Consider the following 19,169-nt stretch of genomic DNA (forward strand, 5'->3'; position numbering starts at 1 on the left):
AGGCCACTACTGGTCTTTGCTTCTATATTTTCTATTTAAATTAAGAAAGAATTGTTCTACACGAGGACGCACCCAAGCTAAACAATCTATCTCTTTCTTCTTTGTGCAAGCTATCTCTTCTCCATCTACCATTTCAACAAGTTCTAGTTCTAACAGTTGCCTCGTGAATGCTAACATATTCACTTCTTCGGATGGATACTCTTCTTTTAATTTCTCCTCAATTTCCCCCAATAAAAAACCGTCACGCATCATTGCCAATGCATCAATCCAAAGTGGCGGCATTTCATATTTTTCTCCTGTAATTGTATCTTTTACAATATAATTCTTTTGCTCTTTTCGAAATTGAATCGTGTGTAAACATACAGTCGAATTTAATGTTAATTCCATCATACCACCTCTTTCATAATATCTGCATAGAAAAAAGGATGCGTGTGCACCCCTTCTTATCTTTTCATAACACTACTGAACCGCTACATGAGCAATCAATCTCATGTCGATATTTTCCTCCATTATAAACGAAGTATTTTATAAAAAAAACCCTTCTTGAAACATTTTATAAAATGTTTATATTTACACAACAAGAACACTTTTCTGAAAAATCTTTTCTCCCAATACATTAAAAGGTCGGCAAAAAAATTTCTACTTTCGTTCCTACTCCTACACTACTTTGGATCGTGATACTCCCTTGATGTTCCTTAATAATTTTATATGTAATCATTAATCCAAGTCCTGTACCAGTCTCCTTTGTTGTGTAAAACGCCTTGCCAATTTTTTCTAACTTCTCATTCTCTATACCAAATCCTTGGTCTTCAACAGAAATACACAAATGTCCTTGCGTTTTTTGATATGCACGGATATGAATTTCTCCACCCTCTGGCATTGATTCTATTCCATTTTTAATGATATTTAATAACACTTGTTTTAATTGCTTATCATCACCGTTTATAGCCGGTAAATTCCCATCTACTTGTAAATGACATTTAACTCTATATTGCGTTGCATAACTTTCCATTAGATGCACAACATATAGAAGGATGTCTCGTATATTACACCTTTCATAATTTGTTGGCTTTGGTTTTCCTAACAACATCAATTCACTAACAAATCCATTGACTCTTTCAATTTCTTGTAGCATAATGTCGTAGCTCATCGTATCAGTTGGATTTCTTTCTTTTTGCATTTGCGTAAACCCTTTTAACGCTGTTAACGGATTTCGAATTTCATGAGCAATTGTTGTAGACATAGTCCCAATCACAGCTAAATTTTCCGTCTCTTTCATATTGTTCATCATTTTAACCACTGTTCTTACATAAGATTGAAATCGTTTTAATAAAGAATGTGAAATAATGAAATAAAATACACATAAAACAAGTGGAATTATCACTTTTAAATCTTGTAATAGCAATGTGAAAAATACGTACTTTCCAATTACACTAAAGGACACTAAATAAAAGTATTTTCTATTCACGAAAACTGGGGCAAATAAAATTAATAACATTTCTACCATACTGCCATGTTCAAAAGGTCTATCCGTTCGCAAATAAATCATTAAATTATTCACAAGATTGATAAACATGTACCCAAATAAAAATAAATATTTTACAGAATATACATACCCTCTTTTTTGAAGATATATAGAAATAGGAAATAATGCTATTACAAATATAGGCACACCTATCCCAAGACTACCTTCTGGCCAACCTACCGCTGTTCCACTAATATTCATAGCAGGATATACAAAATAATATATAGCGTCATATAAAAAGAATATAATATAAAATAATAATATAAATACCTTTAAGGCTCTTCTTTCTTCATAAATCAAGCTCTTGTATTTATTCATATAAAAACTCCCCTTGATCGATACAAAAAACTTTCATTGTTATCTCCTTAAAGTATAAGTATGAAATTGCTTTCAGGGCAATATTTAACCTTATAATACTGAAAGGAAGGAGATCTCTCCTTCCTTTTGGTAACAACTTACATCCATCTTACCCTGTCATGTAACAATCCATCCGTAAAATTATTATGCCCCATTACAAAATCTTTCATATATAAATTTAAATACTCACCGTACTTACTTTCTGTATTTAATAGCAACTCCTCGACGTAATAAGCACCTTGTTCAAATTGATCTAAAAGTAAACTGGACAAGCCCGCATAAATCCCGCACCCTACCTGAAAATACGTTGCATTCGTTTTATATTTACGAAAAACTTGGCTACTATTCATCACATTATACATATATGTCTCACTATTTTCATAAACGAGTAACACACCGACCAAGTCCTCTCCAGCAACCTCTTCTTCCGCTGGATTAAACACTTTACGATTCCAGTTCCATAAATCTTCTACTTGATCTAAGTTCTGTCTAATTATATTTGTTGTATACTCATTAATTCGATAAAGAAAACCAACTTCCATATTGAAGTTTTTCCCTAAAATTAATACTTCCTCATGTGGCATTAAACAACCATAGAATTCTTTTTCTCCTAACTTCACTTTATACTCTGAAGCATATACATCTTCATAAAAGTAAAGAGGACGATGATGACTCATATACATCGGATAACTCCAGATCGCTTCATCTAAAAATCGCTCTACTGCCCATGAAGCATAAAGTGTATGTGGCTTTATAAGTGCTGTATCATTCAAAAATGATGTGTCATGTTCTACAATATAACATGCTCTTGGCCTTTCATTTGGTCGTTCCTTCATAAGCTCAACAACCATCCATTGAACAACACCTGGATTCATACCTGAACCTATAATCGCTTTTGTATTTGTAAATTTCTCTTTCTCCTTCTCAAACCTTGTATATCTTTCCGTAAGCTGAAAGCCGATTAAGCTATCGTCCTGATCTACTGCCTCATTTTCCAAGGCTGAGTTAATATAACAAATTCCTAGTTCATTACAGCAGCTTAATACTCTAATTGTATCTGCCCCTGAAACATCAATCACAACACTCGTTCTTTTTTCTTTTAAATGTTGTTTAAATTCCACTACATTTTGAAGATTTATTTCATATAAATATAATTGACTTTTCAAATTCGAAAACAACTCATCATAATAAGTCCTATCTTTTTGTTTTATATCCACCAAATGAAATTTGGCATTCTTTAATACTTCATAAATTGGATCTTTTTCATTTGCTATCGCTTGATTTAAAATTGCTAAAACTGCTTTTGCTGCTCCACCAGCACTACCAAGCAATGTAATTGATAACGAATTCGGAAACTGCTCCACAAACAAAACCCCTTTAATAAATTAGTTGAGCAGCTCCTCCTCAAAAAATAAATTGAATACATAAAAAGATAGCTCGTACACATTTCTTTATAAATTAGTACAAATTCTTCAAAACAAGATTCCACTATAATATATTTATATTCAATTCATTTTCCCCTCATATTCAAATCGGGCTAAACAAATAGGCTCGACCTTTTCTTCTGCATATAAAAGAAAAAGCCAGCCCTTTTAACTAGCTTACGGACAATGGACAGATTTTACATGTTGAATATTCACATACATTTTTGCATCACGTGCTTTTGATATTTCAATATGACCTTCATCAATTTTCGCCATTTTTCCAATTTTATTGGACTCCTCACCTAAATCGAACACCATAATTTTCCCTGTCATTTTAATAAGCTGTTCTTCAAACGTTCTAGCTAACGTAATATTTAACGGATTTACGGGGAGTTCATTTTTATTGAGGGCATACGGTACTTGGTTTTCTTTATACGGAATTAACCATTTTAAATGCTTTAAAGATATATATACCGTTTTATAAACCGGACTATAAAAAACAATATAATCGTTCATCACACTTGTAACATAACCATGTATTGGAGCATTTCCTGCTACATAAACTTCTGTAAAAATCCCTTTAGAAGTACTTAATACTTTTCTCAAAGAAATTGAAGGGGATTCCCTCTTAATTACAGAATCAACATCTGGTTTTAATATTTCTTCGTCATATGGTCTTAAAAATTTATAGTATTGTACATGGTATAAAGATATATATACGTAATCTTGTCCATTGTAAAGAACAACGATATCATTTCCTACATCAATTAATACACCTTTAAACCTTTTTTCACCGATTAATTTAACATATATATTTTCTCCAATACTTTTGTTTAACTCATTCATCTATATCCTCCTTCCTATGAATTTCTTCTTACCTGTCTTCCATTTCAAAAAAAATAATCAGGGCAAAGTTCTGTTTTAATAGTAAGTAATTCCTTTTCATACTATCGAAATAAGAAATTGTTCTTCTCTTTCCCTCATAATGCCCCTCTTATTTATTAAACATTATTCATCTTCATTCTTTTTACATTTAACTACTTGACTCACACTCTTAATATGAGACTTAATTACATAAATAACTTCATCGCCGTTTACTAGTGTAATACAGCCATGGTGTACCTCACTTAATAAACCTTCCACACACTCTGGACCGCCACGATTAATTTTTACCCACTTATACTTCAAGTCTTTTAATATATCTAGAAAAGTATCCTCATCAGAGCAGAAACATGAACTATAGCAATCGCCACATTTACTTTCTTTCACTTTCTTCACTAGACTCTTCACGTGTTTCAACTGATAATATACTAATTCACCATGAGGTAGTTGTAATGTAAGATAGTCTCTTCCTAACGATACCAGTGTCCCTACTCGACTTTCCGGTCCGCGAAGATTTACTTTTACATTCTCACCAACTAAACATTTAATTTGGTCACAGCATAATACGTTCTCCAATTTCGTATCCCCCTTTCTTATTATCTTCCTCTACTTGATTGTCTTTGTGCACGAGCGCGACCTGAGTTATCGCTACTACTTTCCTTACTGTTACTATCGTCGCTCTCATCGCTCTCTCCGCATGCTAATGCATTATAGTTAACACTTTTAATATGCTTTATTGCAATTAATATAACTTCTTCTTTTACAATTAATGTAACGAAGTCACAAGAAACATCTTGCAAAATGCCTTCCACTTTCTCTGGACCACCGCGATTAATTTTCACCCAGCAATATTTGAAGCTTAGAAGTAGTGCTTCAAAGTCGTCTGCACATTCGCAATCTTCCCACTCACCATCAATTGATCCACAGTCTTTCGCATTTTTTGTAATACTTTTTAGATGACTAAGTTGATAGTAATAAAGCTCACCTTTTTCATTCTGCAATACAAAGTAGTCCGGACATACTGATATTATTGTTCCTTTTTGAGATTCTGGACCACCCCTGTTTACTCTCACAAAAGATCCAATTAAGCCTTTCAAAAAATCACAATGAAATAAACTCACGAGAAAACCCCTTCCATTAATTTATAAGCTTTTGCACTGATAGTATATGTATCTGTACAGGTTACGTTCTCTATGTTTGTCCTAGCTAGAAAAAAATATGCTTTTAACATGGTAGACTACTACCTATCAAAATTTGAAGAAAGGCTAAGAACTCCTTATGTTTTTGATATCTTCAAACAAAAAATCCCTTATGAAGATACATTTCTGCATATCTTCATAAGGGATTTCCCATAGTTTAATCTTCGTCTTTAACATCCATATCTTCTGGAATTGGTTCGTTCAATATTTCTTCCACTAATTGCTTATATTTCTCCATTTGTTCTAAATGCGTATTGAATTGTTCTTTATTTACTAAATATTGCTCTCCATCGAATAGCGCACGAATTTTCTTTTGCTGAATTAACTCTTCAATATACGATTTTGGTAAATTCAAATACTCCGCAGTCTCTTCTATTGTTATATACAATGCCTTCATTCCTTTATTATTTTTTCATCTATACTGTATCTTACTTTACTTTATTTTTGTAAACAAATAAAAAAGATTTTGTAAATGCAGTTCAAAAAGCAGGTAGATGCATTCCATATATTGTATAGTATTATATAGTAAGAATTTTTTAAATATAGAATGGTATTACCCATTTACACAAAGGAGAGTTAACATATGGCTACTCGTCACATCATTACAATGTTAGAAAAAACACTACAAGTTGAAACAGAAAACACAATTTCTCATCTGAATGTATCTTTATCTGATCGTTTTCTTTCTCAAAGCACAGCAATACATGAAAACAATTGTTATCATACAATTGGTGAATGGTACAAAAATCATTTCTTATTCCAACAAGATGATTTCCTTTGGGCTAAATATGCCTTCTATGACGCATATTGTGAAGCCATCAAAAAACAAGGTCATCTTACAAAACGTGTTCGCCAAATATTAGAATCATTAGCTCGAATGCATGGAAAACAGTATATTGCTTCTATACTAAATATGCCATTTCCTAATGAACGCGCTAAAGGGACCGCGTAATTTAGCCATGTTCTGCGTAAGCAAAACATAGTTAAATTGTTTTCTAGGATGCTTTACCAATAAAATGTTCATATCATATGAACTGATGAAACCGGTGTCATTATAATGATAGAAAATATAGTAAACAGGAAAACCCCCACGTACATCTCTCATTCACTTGAATAGAGAAATACGTGGGGGTATACTTGTTCCTTATTATTTCATCATCTGCTTAATCAGTTCGCGATTTCTCTTCTTAAATACTTCATTATGAGAAGAAACCATTCCGTACTCACTTGCATCTGGTTGGATAAATTGTTTTGCTTTATTCACAGCATTTCCAGCATCTTGGAATGCACCTGCAATTAAGTGTAGTTTCCCTTCGTGCTTTAAAATATCTCCAGCAGCATATAATCCATCTACTGAAGACTCACTATTTGCATTACCTGCAATATAATAATTATCTATAATTGCAACGTCTAACTCACTATTTTCTAATAATGTAATGTCGCGTTCATATCCATGATTAATAATAACTTCATCAATAGGTAAATGAGAAACCTCACCTGTTTCATGATTTGTTAATTCTACATATTCGATCGCTTCATGATTATCACCGGCAATTAATTTTGTAATCGATGTATTAAAGAAACACTCCGCTGAGCTGTTCATAAGTTGTTTTACTTGTGCTTCATGACCAGATAATTCTTCTTTTCTATAAGTTACATACACTTTTTTCGCAATTGGTTCCAATTCATTTGCCCAATCAACAGCAGAATTGCCTCCACCGGAAATAATAACTGTTTTACCTTTGAAACGCTTTAAAGATTTAACTGTATAATTTAAATTCGATACTTCAAATCGCTCAGCACCTTCAATAGATAACTTTTGCGGTTTCAATATACCACTTCCTGTTGCGACGATAACTGTTTTTGAAAAGTGTTCTTCGCCAGTACTTGTTTTTAATGTAAAAGTACCATCTTGATTACGAATAATCGATTCTACTTTTGTATCTAATACAACTTCCGGCTTAAATGTTAACCCTTGCTGTACAAGTTGTTCAATTAACTTATCACCTGTAACTGGCAATAGTCCTCCTACATCCCAAATCATTTTTTCCGGATACACATGTATTTTTCCACCTAAATGTGGTTGAAATTCTATTATTTTCGTTCTCATTTCTCTGAGTCCACTATAAAAAGCTGAATAAAGCCCTGCAGGTCCTCCGCCTATCACGGTTACATCAAACAATTCTTCTCGATTCATTCGTGCTCACTCCTCAGCTATTAATCGTTGATTATCATTCTCAATAAAATATAACCTGTTTCCGCAAAATTTACAATCAAAATTACTATTGACAATACACCTATATAAAATTATATTATTTAAAGAATCAATAGTGATAATCATTATCATTTTGTTAATAATTAGCAAATTTGAGATTACATCTTCTTTCATTAATATGGTTATTACTATATTATAAAATCTCATATTCAAGATTTTTAATAAATTATTTTGCATTACCACTACTATTTCAAAAAGATTGCAGTTAAACAAATTATTGTATACACATATCATCTATGTTAAAGGAGAAAGACGATGAAAAAGTTATTTATTTCACTAACAGTCCTTTTCGTTCTTGTTATGAGCGCTTGTAGCAATAGCTCTACAGACAAAAAGAACGATGCAAAAGGTAGCAAATCAGAAACAATTACATACCAATCTGAAGATGGTAAAAAAGTAGAAGTTCCTGCAAATCCAAAACGCGTTGTTGTATTATCATCATTCGCTGGTAACGTAATGTCATTAGGTGTAAATCTTGTTGGGGTAGATTCATGGTCTAAACAAAACCCACGTTTTGATAGCAAACTTAAAGATGTTGCTGAAGTATCTGATGAAAATGTTGAAAAAATCGCTGAACTAAATCCAGATTTAATCATCGGTTTATCAAATGTTAAAAATGTCGATAAGTTAAAGAAAATCGCGCCTACTGTAACATACACTTACGGAAAAGTTGATTACTTAACACAGCATTTAGAAATCGGTAAGTTATTAAATAAAGAAAAAGAAGCAAAAACTTGGGTTGATGACTTCAAGAAACGTGCACAAGAAGCTGGTAAAGAAATTAAAGCAAAAATCGGTGAAGATGCAACAGTTTCTGTTGTAGAAAACTTCAACAAACAGCTTTATGTATACGGCGAGAACTGGGGCCGTGGAACAGAAATCCTGTACCAAGAAATGAAATTAAAAATGCCTGAAAAAGTAAAAGAAAAAGCATTAAAAGAAGGTTACTACGCATTATCTACTGAGGTATTACCTGAATTTGCTGGTGATTACTTAATCGTAAGTAAAAACAAAGATACTGATAACTCATTCCAAGAGACAGAATCATATAAAAACATCCCAGCAGTAAAAAATAATCGCGTATATGAAGCAAACATGATGGAATTCTATTTCAATGATCCACTTACATTAGATTTCCAACTAGACTTCTTCAAGAAGAGCTTTCTTGGTAAATAATACAAACATGAGGAATTCTTAATTTAAGAATTCCTCTTCCTTTATTCTATGAACAGAAAAGATGTGAAACGAATGACAAAAGATCATGACAATCCACGTTCTATAGCTTTTACATACAAACTAATTTTAAGCTTAATTGCATTCTTTCTTATTTTTATGGTTGCAATGGTATTAGGTGCTGCAGATACTTCGATAAAAGATGTATGGTTAGCACTCACTTCCTCCGCTAAAGGAGACAAAATATCTATTATTCGAGAAATACGTTTACCACGTGAAGTTGCTGCTATTTTTGTAGGAGCTGGATTAGCCGTTTCTGGGGCAATTATGCAAGGATTAACACGAAATCCACTTGCGGATCCTGGATTATTAGGGCTATCTGGTGGAGCAAATGCTGCGCTTGCACTGACACTTGCTTTCAACCCTTCCATCAGCTATCTTTACTTAACATTAGCTTGCTTTATCGGTGCTGCAATTGGCGCAATTATGGTATTTGGAATTGGTATGGTGAAAAAAGGCGGCCTTTCTCCTCTTCGAATTGTATTAGCGGGCGCTGCAGTTTCAGCATTTCTACTCGCAATTTCAGAAGGAATCGGCATTTACTTTAAAATTTCACAAGATGTATCACTTTGGACTGCTGGGGGCGTAATTGGAACAACTTGGAGCCAATTAAAAATTATTATTCCAGTCATTTCAATTAGTATCTTTATCGCTATCTTACTAGCAAAAAAATTGACAGTTCTTAGTTTCAGTGAAGAAGTGGCTATTGGACTAGGTCAAAAAATTATTGTTATTAAAACTATTTTATTTATCATTATTATCTTACTTGCAGGTGCATCTGTAGCGCTTGTTGGAAATATGGCATTTATCGGCTTAATGGTACCTCACATGGTACGCCCAATTGTCGGTCCAGATTACCGATTTGTTATACCGATGTCAGCAATTGCTGGAGCTTCCTTTATGCTACTTGCAGATACAATCGGACGTACTATTAACGCTCCATACGAAACACCAGTTGCGGCAATTGTTGCGATTGTAGGGTTACCATTCTTCCTATTCATTGTACGTAAAGGAGGAAAAACATTCTCATGATGCAATCTATTTTAAGAAAACAGCGTCTCATTATACTCACTTTACTTATAGTAATCATCACAACCATTGTAGTTGGAATGGGACTTGGTTCAGCGTCTTTATCTTATGATCGACTACTCCCAACATTAATGGGGCAAGGGACTTTTAAAGAGGAGTTCGTTTTATACTCTTTAAGACTACCTAGAATTGTCATTACATTATTAGCTGGTATGGCTCTCGCTTTATCAGGGGCTATTCTGCAAGGAATTACTCGAAATGATTTAGCTGAACCTGGTATTCTTGGTATTAACTCTGGGGCCGGTGTTGCTGTTGCTATTTTCTTTTTATACTTTCCAATAGATGTAGGTTCATTTCTTTACTTACTACCTGTAGTTGGATTTATCGGAGCATTTCTGACAGCTGTTCTAATTTACGTATTTTCATATAGTAAATCAACTGGACTTCAACCAATCCGATTAACATTAACCGGTATCGGTTTTGCATTTGCACTATCTGGAACGATGATTGTCCTTATTTCATCCGCGGATCGTATGAAAGTAGACTTTATTTCAAAATGGATTGCCGGAAATATTTGGGGAGATGACTGGATCTTCGTTTTAGCAATGCTCCCATGGTTAATCGTATTCATTCCGTTTATTTTCTATAAAGCAAATCGATTAAACATTTTAGCATTAAACGAACCAGTCGCAATTGGCGTTGGAATTGAAATTGAAAAAGAACGCAGGTACTTATTAGTTGCAGCCGTTGCACTTGCAGCCGCAGCTGTTTCCGTAACAGGAGGAATTAGCTTTATCGGATTAATGGCTCCTCATATCGCGAAATCTTTAGTAGGTCCAAGACATCAAATCTTCATGCCTATCGCCCTTTTAATCGGCGGATGGCTATTATTATTAGCAGATACAATCGGACGAAATATCGTTGATCCTAATGGCATTCCAGCAGGTATTGTCGTTGCTTTAATTGGGGCTCCTTACTTTATGTATTTGTTGCTTAAAAAAGCTTAAAAAACACCCTCAAGATTTCTTGAGGGTGTCTTTGTTTCATTCTACTGCTGCCCATACCCTTCAAACTTCTTCGCCAAATTCTCCATCTCATCTTCTGGCAATAGCTTTGGTTCCCCAATGCTTTTCGTTTGATAATAAATTTGAGCACAAAACTCAATCTCTTCTGCAACAGTAAACGCCATTTTTATATTATTTGCACCAGCAATTAAACCGTGATTTGCAAGTAAAACAGCACGGCGATCAATCATGCCTTCAAAAGCAGCCTCCGCTAATTGCTTCGTACCAAATGTTTCATACGGTGCACAGCGCACATTCGGTCCTGCGAAAGCAATTAAATACGATACAGCAGGAAGCTCCCATCCTAATGATGCAATCGTCTTCGCGTAAGGAGAGTGTGTATGCACAAGCGCATTTATATCTTCACGCTTCCTATAGTAAATAAGGTGCATATCTAATTCACTTGATGGTTTTCTCTCTCCTTCTACTACTTCACCATCTAGGTTTAATATAACTACATCTTCAGGCTTTGTTTCATAATACTCTAAACCACTTGGGCTAATCGCAACAAGACCTTGTTCACGATTAAAGATACTAATATTACCGCCCGTTCCCTTTGTTAAACCACTAGAAATCATTTTCTTTCCATACGCTACAATTTCTTCTCTTTCTTTTTGTAATAACATATACATCCCCCTAAGTATGAAGCTTATGATGACTGACTTTTATATTTATCTACTTATTGAAATAGCTTTTTTAAATTCTCCGTAAATGGTGCCTTTACAATCCCTTTTTCTGTAATAATCGCTGTTACATTTTCATGTGGAGTAACATCAAATGCTGGATTATATACTTTACTTTCTTTCGGAGCAGAATATTGTCCGAAGCGATTAATCACTTCAGAAGCATCTCTTTCCTCGATGGGAATTTCTTTTCCTGTCGGTGTTTTTAAGTCGATTGTCGGCGTTGGCGCTGCTACATAAAACGGAATGTTGTAGTATTTCGCTAAAATAGATACGCCTAATGTTCCAATTTTATTTGCTATATCACCGTTCGCTGCTACACGGTCACATCCAACAATTACCGCATCAATCTTCCCTTGTGACATGACCATAGCTGCCATATTATCTGTAATAACAGTAACGTCAATGCCTGCTCGCTGCAGTTCTAATGCTGTTAACGTTGAACCTTGTAATCTAGGACGCGTTTCATCCGAAAAGATTTTTAAATTCCATCCTTTTTCTTTCGCTAAATACATTGGAGCCGTCGCAGTACCATACTTAGTTGTCGCTAACGCACCAGCATTACAATGTGTTAATATTCCCATTCCATCATGGAATAATGTTAATGCATGTTCTCCAATTTGACGGTTAATTTCTTCATCTTCTCTATGAATCTCTTTTGCCTCTTCTAGTAATCTATTTTTCAGCTGTGAGATTGATAAGTGAGCATTATCTGTCGCTACGCTTTCCATTCTTTCAAGTGCCCAAAATAAATTTACTGCAGTCGGTCTTGATGTCGCCAAGTATGTACATACTTTTCTTACTTCATCCATAAATCCTTCTTCCGTATTTTCAGCAAATTCCTTTATCCCTAAATACACTCCATAAGCTGCTGAAACACCAATCGCTGGTGCACCTCGTACTTTCATTACTTGAATGGCATCCCACACACTTTCAGCTGTTTTAAAAGATTCATAAACAATTTCATTCGGTAATAACGTTTGATCTAACAAAACTAAAGCATCATCTTCCCACTGAATTGGTATTAATTGCTCTTCCATCATATTCCCCCCTTACTCCGCGTAGTGCATTGACTGTTCTTTTAACGTTTCTACAAAACTTGTACCCGTTCTATATTGATTCGCTCGTAAAATAAAACTCTTCGCTACTTGAAGACAAATTCGCTCCGCTCTAGCACGTGCTTCCTCATTCTCAATACAAGTAATATCTTTTACTTTCGCTAATCCAACAATACGGCGGATTAATTCAAGACCTGTCACTGCAGCTGTATCCTCTAATACAGATTGTAAATAGGCTTTGTTAAAGCCTTCTTCCTTCGCCATAATCTCGGTCACATGAATATCCCAAGCATCTAAAAACTTCTTCTTAAATAAATCAATTACCTCTACCATCGTAGTTTGTAACCAATCCATATACGTATCTTTCTCAGCTCCAGGTAGCATCGTTGCATCTGCATTCACCCAAGCAAACATTAAATTCGCCATTACATTCCCGACGTCATATCCCATAGGTCCATAAAAAGCAAACTCAGGATCAATAATCTTTGTAGAATCATCTCTTACAAAAACAGAACCAGTATGTAAATCACCATGAATAAGCGCCTGTGCATTCGTCATAAAAGAAAATTTACGTTTCGCTACTTCCATACGAAGCTCTTTATCACTATAAATATGCTCCCTAATCCATCCCTCATTTAAAGGAAATAACTCATTACGCTTATTATGATTTGTAAATGGTTCTGAATATACGAGGTCCTCTGTAATCTCACATAATTCAGGATTTATATAATTCTTCACAAGTTCCTTCTTCTCTTTATGATTCATTACAACATCCGATGTTAATAAAAGTGTATTTACCATAAAAGTAGTTAAGTCGTCAGCAAGCCGCGGAAATATTTGATGATTTATAAGTGCTGTACGTAATATTGTGTGATCCGATAAATCTTCCATTACGCAACAATTCATCACACTATCAAATAAATACACCTTAGGAACAAGTCCAGGTGCTAACTCATCCTCTAACTGCAAAACATCTGATTCTATACGAATACGATTCGTCGACAACTTAAACTCATCTGAAATGCGAGCTGTATCCCCAGCTTGCTTTACGATGACAGACATGTTCTCTTTTTCATCCCAAACGCGGAACACATAATTTAAATTGCCATCACCTATTTCTTTACACTGTAACCCCTTTGCATTTTCAAACTTAGATAATTTCTCTTTCACATATGCAATCACATCTTTAGCTTCCATTAAAAAATACTTCGTGAACTTAGACATGGTTTCCCCTCCACACTAATTGTAAGCGTTTTCTAAAAGCTATAAAAAATAATAGGTTGAATTTTTTCATCCTATAAATATGTATTCTTCTTTTTGAAAGGTATATCTAGGTTTTATTATATCTTGTTAATATCTTGAGTCAACGTTTCTATATCATTGCAATATGCTTCCTAATTATATATTTGAGAGGACAAAAATTGTTCAAAAAATTTCCGATTCATTTTATTTTATTTATCACACAATTCTTTGTAAAATAGAAATACGCAGTTCCTTTTCAAAAAGACAACTTCTAAGAAATATTTCCTTCCTAAGAATTTATACTTACATCATATCTCTAACATACACACTACTCTTTCAAGCACTCATTGAAAATTTATAAACTTAAAATTACCTTTCCATTCCCTGTTATCCTTAATTGAGAATAAATATTAATTAAATTGATATAAAGTTCGTCTATTCGCTTGACAAAATAACCACTTCTATATGATAATTAATATCGAATTAGAATTATTATAGTTAATTAAAAAATATATTTTATGAGCACACTATTTTTTGATGCTCAAAACCAACATTTAGGAGGAATTTTAATATGTTATTAATCGGCACAGAAGTAAAACCGTTTAAAGCTAACGCTTACCATAATGGAGAATTTATCCAAGTTACTGACGAAAGTTTAAAAGGAAAATGGAGTGTAGTTTGTTTCTACCCAGCTGACTTCACATTCGTTTGCCCAACTGAACTTGAAGACTTACAAAACCAATATGCAACTCTTAAAGAGTTAGGCGTTGAAGTATACTCTGTATCTACAGACACTCACTTCACTCACAAAGCATGGCATGATAGCTCAGAAACTATCGGTAAAATCGAGTACATCATGATTGGTGACCCAACTCGTACAATCACTACAAACTTCAACGTTTTAATGGAAGAAGAAGGTCTTGCTGCTCGTGGTACATTCATCATCGATCCAGACGGCGTTATCCAATCTATGGAAATCAATGCTGACGGTATCGGCCGTGACGCAAGCATTCTTGTTAACAAAATTAAAGCAGCTCAATACGTACGTAACAACCCAGGTGAAGTTTGCCCAGCTAAATGGCAAGAGGGTTCTGCAACACTTAAACCAAGCCTTGACCTTGTAGGCAAAATCTAAGGAGTTCGATCAAAATGATACTAGATGCAGATATAAAAACACAACTATCCCAATACCTTCAATTAATGGAGAACGATATTTTACTTAAAGTAAGCGCAGGAGACGATAACGTATCTAAAGATATGTTAGCTCTAGTAGACGAATTAGCTACTATGTCATCTAAGATTACAGTAGAAAAAGTTGAATTAGAGAGAACACCAAGCTTTAGCGTAAACCGCCCTGGTGAAAACACTGGTGTCGTATTCGCTGGTATTCCATTAGGACACGAATTTACATCATTAGTGTTAGCTTTACTACAAGTAAGTGGACGCGCTCCAAAAGTTGAACAAAAATTAATCGATCAAATTAAAAACATTCAAGGCGAATATCATTTTGAATCTTATATCAGCCTAAGTTGTCATAACTGTCCTGATGTTGTACAAGCTCTTAACGTAATGAGCGTTCTTAACCCTGGTATTACACATACTATGATTGATGGCGCTGCATTCAAAGAGGAAGTAGAAAGCAAAGACATTATGGCAGTACCAACTGTTTACCTAAACGGCGAATCTTTCGGAAGCGGTCGTATGACACTTGAAGAAATTTTAGCTAAAATGGGTAACGGTCCAGATGCATCAGAGCTTTCTGATAAAGATCCATACGATGTTCTTGTTGTTGGTGGCGGCCCTGCTGGTGCAAGTGCAGCAATTTACGCAGCACGTAAAGGCATCCGCACTGGTATCGTTGCTGAGCGCTTCGGTGGTCAAGTAATGGATACTATGGGCATTGAGAACTTCATCAGCGTAAAAAAGACTGAAGGTCCTAAGCTAGTAGCAAGCCTTGAAGAACACGTAAAAGAATACGACATCGATGTAATGAATCTACAACGTGCGAAACGTTTAGAGAAAAAAGAACTTATTGAAGTGGAACTTGAAAACGGCGCTATTCTGAAAAGTAAGAGCGTAATCGTTTCTACAGGTGCTCGCTGGCGTAATGTTGGCGTACCAGGTGAAGCTGAGTTCAAAAATAAAGGTGTAGCATATTGCCCACACTGTGACGGTCCATTATTCACTGGAAAAGACGTAGCAGTTATCGGTGGAGGTAACTCTGGTATTGAAGCAGCTATCGACTTAGCAGGTATCGTTAAGCACGTAACTGTTCTTGAATTCATGCCAGAATTAAAAGCTGATGCTGTATTACAAGAGCGTCTTAACAGCTTACCAAACGTAACTGTTCTGAAAAACGTTCAAACGAAAGAAATCACTGGTACTGATAAAGTAAACGGTATTTCTTACATCGATCGTGAAACTGAAGAAGTTCATCACGTTGAGTTACAAGGTGTATTCGTACAAATCGGTCTTGTGCCAAACACAGACTGGTTAGGCGAAACAGTTGAACGCGTTCGCGGTGAAATCGTAACAGACAAGCACGGCGCTACAAACGTACCAGGAGTGTTTGCTGCAGGTGACTGTACAAATAATCCGTACAAACAAATCATCATCTCTATGGGTTCAGGTGCAAACGCAGCTTTAGGTGCATTTGATTACTTAATCCGTAACTAATATATTTTAAAAGACACTGTACTACTTAATCACTAGTACAGTGTCTTTCTTTGTTAAGTTATGTATAGTTTAATTATATTTTCACAAAACCATTATTCAAACCATTGAAACAATTACCCAGCTATTATAATCATTCTTTTATATTTTAACCCGGTTAGTATTTTAGATAGTAAAAATTAATTAATAAAATTCTATGAAGTGTCCTCTTTTTAAAATTTCATCATTCATTATAAATAATTTTAACCAAGTAATTCATAAGCATTTATCACTTAAATTTCCCTACCGTTCAAATTAAAAATATAAAATATTCCACTTAAATACATACAAAAAAAAAGCGCTTTTTTAGTAAAATTGAGGTAGTACTCAAAATCTGTTGCAAGTAGTTCATCTTCGCACTCTCTTACAATAAGTGTTAAAAAAGATTATTTATTTTTATAAAGGGGACAATATTATGGAAATAATAAAACACAGCTTAGTCTTTATAGTCACATCTATTATTGAATTAATTTATTCTGTATTTACTTTTATTAAATTAGAGTTTTCTTATACTATTCTATGCGTTATTCTACAATATGTATTTTTATTTTCTACAATCATACTTATTTTAGGCATGTTCCAATTCTTCACCGATGTAATAAGAACCAAAATATTAGAAAATCTATATCATAAATCTATTCGAAACAAAAATTTAAAAATTATAAGATTAGTAACCGAATTATATTATCTTTCAGATAAATTTTTATACTTTATCTCTCCAAGAGTCCTTCATACATCATATCTTGATAGAGATAATTCATTTGACAAAACTAAACCATTTAGCCCTATTCATTGGTACAATTCTCTTAAGTCATTTATAAGTACAATGTTCCAAATTTCATTTGTGAATATTTTAATATGGTTTGTTATTTTATTCTTTTATCAACCTACTTTAATACAAAATATTACTGAAATTTTAAATTGGAATAATTTTTCTAATACAATAAAACATTTAGATTATAAAGCAATTAATGCTATAACAGGATGCTTAACGCTTCTTATATCCACGTTAACATTGCTATTATTTAGAACAACACTATTAAAATCAAAAGCGAAAAAAAAGTTATACGATGAAAGATATGAACAAGTTATTAAATCCCAATTAAAAATTTCTACATCATTAAGTAAATGTTTATACAAATCCAAACAAAATATTAATACTTTAGAACGGCAATTAGACTTTATAGCAAATCAATTTTGTAAGAAATTAACTCATTCTGAAAGTTATATTTTTTCTAATGGAAAATTACAGTACGATCCTAGAATAAAATACTATCGTCCCCTTAATACTATAGAATTATTTACATGTTATAATCCATTAAAAAAAGAAGTAAAAGAGATACTAGACTCCTTAATGGAAATCAATAATAACTCAATTTACAACATATACTTTAAATTAAATAAACACTCTAAATATGAAATTGAACAATTAGGAATTAATCCTTTAAATACATCTTTAAACTTAGATGCATTTCTTCTTAGTCAAGAATTTTTATCCAATACCTTTACTAACATGCTCAATCACTATGAATATTTAAATACTCGCTTTATCAAAATTAAAGAACTACGATCGGGCTTTTTATCCGAAGAACAGTTTATGAAAGAGTATATATACTTCTCAAAATCCATGGAAGATATAATTTCCATGGAAGAAAATTATTTACAAGAAGCAGTAATTGATTTTCGAAATTCACTCATCAACAAGTTGGAGGAATCTATTTACTACTATGTAATTACCCAACAATACGTTAATAACTCATACAAAAAATCTCGTTTAAGTCTTTCTGATTTATTTTTTGGAAAATAATAACTTTATAGTTGCAGAAGAAAGTAAGGTATCTAAATTCTTTCCTTACTTTTTTCTGCAACTATTAACACTCCAATCTATAAACTAAAAACCTCTCATTCCCATTCTTCTCATAAGCACCTGGCAATCTAACTTCTTTCTTCAGCTCAAACGCAGTCTGATTTTCTAAGAAGAAAATATAGTCCTCAGAAGGATAATATAAAATAATATCCACTTCTCTCCCCGTGTTTTCTACTGAAAGCAAAATGTTATTTACTACATTCATAAACACTTGTATAGAAAATGGATTAAAGAAATAAAACCTATTATCATGTGGATCAATCTCATATTCCTGCGCTAAACAACATTGGAATTGAATTTTCCCCTTACTGTTTCGTGCCTTTCGTGCATAACGATCTCGATTATCCATCGCTTCTTTATAAAACTCTTCATTCATTTCAATTCCAACTGCTGAAGCACCACATTTATGATGCATATAAAAGTTTAATCGCCCTTTTCCGCACCCAAAGTCTACAATTCGGTCGCTACTTCGTATTTCATATTGATTCAATAACTCATCTAACCCGCTATACGGTGTCGGTTCATAGCGATGATAATGCATAGACTTGTTAAACCCTTTTTGCTCACCGACTGTTTTTATATGTAAAACTGCATCGTAATATTGTTCGTTCATTCGTTT

At 33.7% G+C, this 19,169-nt stretch carries 19 protein-coding genes; 7 read left to right on the plus strand and 12 right to left on the minus strand.

Annotation, left to right across the window (positions count from 1 at the left end; genetic code table 11):
- Positions 1 to 6 precede the first annotated feature (6 nt).
- From MKY38_RS20265 to MKY38_RS20295, 7 genes are all read right to left on the minus strand, one after another.
- Positions 7 to 387: a hypothetical protein gene (locus tag MKY38_RS20265; protein WP_000424116.1), complete on the minus strand. Its 381-nt coding sequence runs from the start codon at positions 385 to 387 to the stop codon at positions 7 to 9.
- A gap of 229 nt (positions 388 to 616) precedes the next feature.
- Positions 617 to 1,843, minus strand: a complete 1,227-nt coding sequence (locus MKY38_RS20270; RefSeq protein ID WP_341049565.1) for an ATP-binding protein — start codon at positions 1,841 to 1,843, stop codon at positions 617 to 619.
- A 137-nt stretch (positions 1,844 to 1,980) separates the two neighbouring features.
- A complete protein-coding gene (locus MKY38_RS20275) occupies positions 1,981 to 3,246 on the minus strand; it encodes an S-adenosylmethionine decarboxylase related protein (protein WP_078439564.1) in 1,266 nt (421 codons plus the stop codon).
- A gap of 237 nt (positions 3,247 to 3,483) precedes the next feature.
- Entirely contained in the window at positions 3,484 to 4,152 is a 669-nt protein-coding gene (locus MKY38_RS20280) for a hypothetical protein (protein WP_053565369.1), read from the minus strand.
- Positions 4,153 to 4,314: 162 nt separating this feature from the next.
- Positions 4,315 to 4,764 carry a spore coat protein gene (locus tag MKY38_RS20285; protein ID WP_065224779.1) on the minus strand — a complete coding sequence of 150 codons (450 nt, stop codon included), beginning with the start codon at positions 4,762 to 4,764 and terminating at the stop codon, positions 4,315 to 4,317.
- 20 nt (positions 4,765 to 4,784) lie between these two features.
- On the minus strand, positions 4,785 to 5,309 hold the full coding sequence (locus MKY38_RS20290) for a spore coat protein (RefSeq protein ID WP_065224778.1): 525 nt from the start codon (positions 5,307 to 5,309) through the stop codon (positions 4,785 to 4,787).
- A gap of 235 nt (positions 5,310 to 5,544) precedes the next feature.
- A complete protein-coding gene (locus tag MKY38_RS20295) occupies positions 5,545 to 5,784 on the minus strand; it encodes a helix-turn-helix domain-containing protein (RefSeq protein ID WP_078385229.1) in 240 nt (79 codons plus the stop codon).
- Between the two features lie 186 nt (positions 5,785 to 5,970).
- Here MKY38_RS20295 and MKY38_RS20300 point away from each other — a divergent pair, with 186 nt between their 5' ends.
- On the plus strand, positions 5,971 to 6,339 hold the full coding sequence (locus MKY38_RS20300) for a hypothetical protein (RefSeq protein ID WP_000235475.1): 369 nt from the start codon (positions 5,971 to 5,973) through the stop codon (positions 6,337 to 6,339).
- Positions 6,340 to 6,534: 195 nt separating this feature from the next.
- Here MKY38_RS20300 and MKY38_RS20305 read toward each other — a convergent pair whose 3' ends face one another.
- Positions 6,535 to 7,584 carry an NAD(P)/FAD-dependent oxidoreductase gene (locus MKY38_RS20305; RefSeq protein WP_001078299.1) on the minus strand — a complete coding sequence of 350 codons (1,050 nt, stop codon included), beginning with the start codon at positions 7,582 to 7,584 and terminating at the stop codon, positions 6,535 to 6,537.
- Positions 7,585 to 7,917: 333 nt separating this feature from the next.
- On the opposite strand from MKY38_RS20305, the gene MKY38_RS20310 reads away from it, so the two are divergent.
- The 3 genes from MKY38_RS20310 to MKY38_RS20320 are packed head-to-tail and all read left to right on the plus strand — an operon-like array spanning position 7,918 to position 10,931.
- Positions 7,918 to 8,838 (plus strand): iron-hydroxamate ABC transporter substrate-binding protein, encoded by a 921-nt coding sequence (locus MKY38_RS20310; protein WP_000732597.1) that lies wholly within the window; start codon positions 7,918 to 7,920, stop codon positions 8,836 to 8,838.
- Positions 8,839 to 8,886: 48 nt separating this feature from the next.
- Positions 8,887 to 9,927: a FecCD family ABC transporter permease gene (locus MKY38_RS20315; RefSeq protein ID WP_002025239.1), complete on the plus strand. Its 1,041-nt coding sequence runs from the start codon at positions 8,887 to 8,889 to the stop codon at positions 9,925 to 9,927.
- A complete protein-coding gene (locus MKY38_RS20320; protein WP_000983758.1) occupies positions 9,924 to 10,931 on the plus strand; it encodes a FecCD family ABC transporter permease in 1,008 nt (335 codons plus the stop codon). The genes MKY38_RS20315 and MKY38_RS20320 overlap by 4 nt, the downstream gene beginning before the upstream one ends.
- Before the next feature lie 41 nt (positions 10,932 to 10,972).
- Here MKY38_RS20320 and MKY38_RS20325 read toward each other — a convergent pair whose 3' ends face one another.
- Genes MKY38_RS20325 through mtnK form a run of 3 tightly spaced genes read right to left on the minus strand, consistent with a single transcriptional unit; the run spans position 10,973 to position 13,953 of the window.
- A complete protein-coding gene (locus MKY38_RS20325; protein WP_000926557.1) occupies positions 10,973 to 11,614 on the minus strand; it encodes an L-fuculose-phosphate aldolase in 642 nt (213 codons plus the stop codon).
- A 53-nt stretch (positions 11,615 to 11,667) separates the two neighbouring features.
- A complete protein-coding gene (gene mtnA / locus MKY38_RS20330) occupies positions 11,668 to 12,714 on the minus strand; it encodes an S-methyl-5-thioribose-1-phosphate isomerase (RefSeq protein ID WP_341049572.1) in 1,047 nt (348 codons plus the stop codon).
- 9 nt (positions 12,715 to 12,723) lie between these two features.
- Entirely contained in the window at positions 12,724 to 13,953 is a 1,230-nt protein-coding gene (gene mtnK / locus MKY38_RS20335; RefSeq protein ID WP_341049574.1) for an S-methyl-5-thioribose kinase, read from the minus strand.
- Positions 13,954 to 14,542: 589 nt separating this feature from the next.
- Between mtnK and ahpC the strand changes: the two genes are divergently transcribed.
- From ahpC to MKY38_RS20350, 3 genes are all read left to right on the plus strand, one after another.
- A complete protein-coding gene (gene ahpC, locus MKY38_RS20340) occupies positions 14,543 to 15,106 on the plus strand; it encodes an alkyl hydroperoxide reductase subunit C (protein WP_000924422.1) in 564 nt (187 codons plus the stop codon).
- 14 nt (positions 15,107 to 15,120) lie between these two features.
- Positions 15,121 to 16,647, plus strand: a complete 1,527-nt coding sequence (gene ahpF / locus MKY38_RS20345) for an alkyl hydroperoxide reductase subunit F (RefSeq protein ID WP_000599508.1) — start codon at positions 15,121 to 15,123, stop codon at positions 16,645 to 16,647.
- Between the two features lie 451 nt (positions 16,648 to 17,098).
- Positions 17,099 to 18,490 carry a hypothetical protein gene (locus MKY38_RS20350; RefSeq protein ID WP_071739468.1) on the plus strand — a complete coding sequence of 464 codons (1,392 nt, stop codon included), beginning with the start codon at positions 17,099 to 17,101 and terminating at the stop codon, positions 18,488 to 18,490.
- A 64-nt stretch (positions 18,491 to 18,554) separates the two neighbouring features.
- Here the strand turns inward: MKY38_RS20350 and MKY38_RS20355 are convergent, their stop codons facing one another.
- Positions 18,555 to 19,163, minus strand: a complete 609-nt coding sequence (locus tag MKY38_RS20355) for an SAM-dependent methyltransferase (protein WP_070179654.1) — start codon at positions 19,161 to 19,163, stop codon at positions 18,555 to 18,557.
- Positions 19,164 to 19,169: the final 6 nt, after the last annotated feature.

This window comes from Bacillus sp. FSL R5-0585 (assembly GCF_038004545.1).
GTDB classification, from domain to species: Bacteria; Bacillota; Bacilli; order Bacillales; family Bacillaceae_G; genus Bacillus_A; species Bacillus_A cereus.